This window comes from Streptomyces sp. NP-1717 (assembly GCF_022695985.1).
Taxonomy (GTDB): Bacteria; Actinomycetota; Actinomycetes; order Streptomycetales; family Streptomycetaceae; genus Streptomyces.
In genome coordinates, this window is record NZ_JAAPBF010000422.1 from 1 (window position 1) to 2,500 (window position 2,500).

Here is a 2,500-nt window from a genome sequence, read left to right on the forward strand (position 1 = left end):
GCGGCAGGTTGCGCAGATTGGAGCGCGCCATCTGGACCATGCGGCCCACCCCTCCGTCCAGCACGATCTTCCCGGCGGAGAGCGCGAAGCCCTGCACCATGTCGGCGCTGATCTTCGGCGGGATGGACAGCGCGTTCGGGTCGGTGACCACGTCCACCAGGGCCGGACCCTTGTGCTTGAAGGCGTCCTTGAGCGCGCCCGCGAGCTGCTTGGGCTTCTCCACCCTGACCCCGAACGCCCCGGCGGCCCGGGCGACGGCGGCGAAGTCGGGGTTGCGGTTGGTGGTGCCGTACGACGGCAGACCGGCCACCAGCATCTCCAGCTCGACCATGCCGAGCGAGGAGTTGTTGAACAGGACGATCTTCACGGGGAGTTCGTACTGCACCAGGGTGAGGAAGTCACCCATCAGCATGGTGAACCCGCCGTCGCCCGACATCGACACGACCTGGCGTTCCCGGTCCACGAACTGCGCCCCGACGGCCTGCACCATGGCGTTGGCCATGGACCCGTGGCTGAACGAACCGATCACCCGGCGGCGGCCGTTGGGCGACAGATAGCGGGCGGCCCAGACGTTGCACATGCCGGTGTCGACGGTGAACACCGCGTCGTCGTCGGCCACTTCGTCCAGTACGGACGCGACGTACTCGGGGTGGATCGGGACGTGCTTGTCGACCTTGCGGGTGTACGCCTTGACGACGCCTTCGAGCGCGTCGGCGTGCTTCCTGAGCATCTTGTCCAGGAACCGGCGGTCGTTCTTCATCTGCACCCGGGGCGTCAGACAGCGCAGTGTCTCGCGGACGTCGCCCCAGACCGCGAGGTCCAGCTGGGAGCGGCGGCCGAGGCGTTCGGGCCGGACGTCGACCTGGACGATCTTCACATCGGTGCCGTCGGGCAGGAAGGCGTTGTACGGGAAGTCGGTGCCGAGCAGGATGAGCAGATCGCACTCGTGAGTGGCCTCGTACGCGGCGCCGTAACCGAGCAGTCCGCTCATACCGACGTCGAACTTGTTGTCGTACTGGATCCACTCCTTGCCGCGCAGGGCGTGGCCGATCGGGGACTTGATCCGCTCGGCGAACTCCATGACCTCGGCGTGCGCCCCGGCCGTGCCGCTGCCGCAGAACAGCGTGACGCGGTCCGCGTCGTCGATCATGTCGACCAGTTTGTCGATCTCCAGATCCCCGGGCCGTACCGACGGCCGGGACGTCACCAGGGCGTGCTCGATCGCCTTCGTCGGGGCCGGCCGCGAGGCGATGTCGCCGGGCAGCGTCACCACGCTGACACCGCCCCGGCCGACCGCGTGCTGGATGGCCGTCTGGAGCAGCCGCGGCATCTGCTCGGGGCTGGAGATCATCTCGTTGTAGTGGCTGCACTCCTCGAACAGCCGCTCGGGGTGCGTCTCCTGGAAGTACCCGAGGCCGATCTCCGCGGTGGGGATGTGCGAGGCGAGCGCCAGGACCGGGGCCATGGAGCGGTGCGCGTCGTACAGCCCGTTGATCAGGTGCAGATTGCCGGGCCCGCAGGAGCCGGCGCAGGCCGCGAGCTTGCCGGTGATCTGGGCCTCGGCGCCCGCCGCGAAGGCCGCCGCCTCCTCGTGCCTGACCTGCACCCAGTCGATGGCCGCGTTGCGCCGGATGGCGTCGACGACGGGGTTGAGGCTGTCGCCGACGACTCCGTACAGGCGCCGCACGCCCGCGCGGGCGAGGATGTCGACGAACTGCTCCGCCACGTTCTGCCTGGCCATGGAAGCACCCTTCTGCTGTCCGGGGAGCCGGGCCGACGGGACGCGGCGCGGGGTCCCCTCCGGTACCCGCTGTCCATCAACCCATGCCCCGGGCGGTTACGCCTCCCAGACCGCCACGGCCGTACGGTCGTCGGCGTAACCCTTCACCCGCAGCCGGACGTCCGACAGGTAGGCGGCGAGCCCCGGCGGCTCGGCGGAGGTCCAGCGCGCGGCCAGCTCGTCACCCAGGGCCGGTTCGCCGCGCAGCGGCTCGGCGAGCCCGACGCTGGCCAGCAGCAGTGTGTCGCCCGGCCGGGCCACCGAGGCCCGGAAGCGGAACGGCTCCGGCGGCGGTGGAACGGGATCCTCGACGACCGGTCCCGGTGGCTTGGTGATCTCCAGATCCATCGTGAGGCGGTCGCCGTCGGGGGTCTGCTCGGAAGGGGCGTCGGACCGGGCCGAGCCGAAACCGAGGACGGGTTCGCCCCTGACGTCGGCCGGTTCGGGGAGCAGCGGCTCCAGGTCCTGCCAGGCGCCGTCCCTGAGCCGGAAGAGCCCGCCGCCGCCGACTCCGAAGAAGACGCGGGTACGGCACTGGGGGTCGGCGGAGAGCAGCAGACAGCGCAGGCTCGCGGTGTAGTCCTCCGGGTCGCGGCCCAACTCGGCCGCGCGGGCGCGCAGCTTGCCGTACGTGCGGTCGGTGAGCCGGTGCAGACCGGACTTCAGGTCGCCCCGGCGGCCGGCCCTTATGTCCTCGGAGAGCCGGCTGTGGCTGCGGCC

General features: G+C 70.7%; 2 protein-coding genes. Both read right to left on the bottom strand.

Going from position 1 to position 2,500, the window contains the following annotated elements; all coding sequences use genetic code 11:
* On the bottom strand, positions 1 to 1,741 hold a 1,741-nt coding region (locus tag GXP76_RS35125; RefSeq protein ID WP_242575668.1), incomplete at its 3' end, for a pyruvate dehydrogenase.
* A gap of 96 nt (positions 1,742 to 1,837) precedes the next feature.
* A partial coding sequence (locus GXP76_RS35130) for a protein phosphatase 2C domain-containing protein (protein ID WP_242575669.1) occupies positions 1,838 to 2,500 on the bottom strand: 663 nt, incomplete at its 5' end.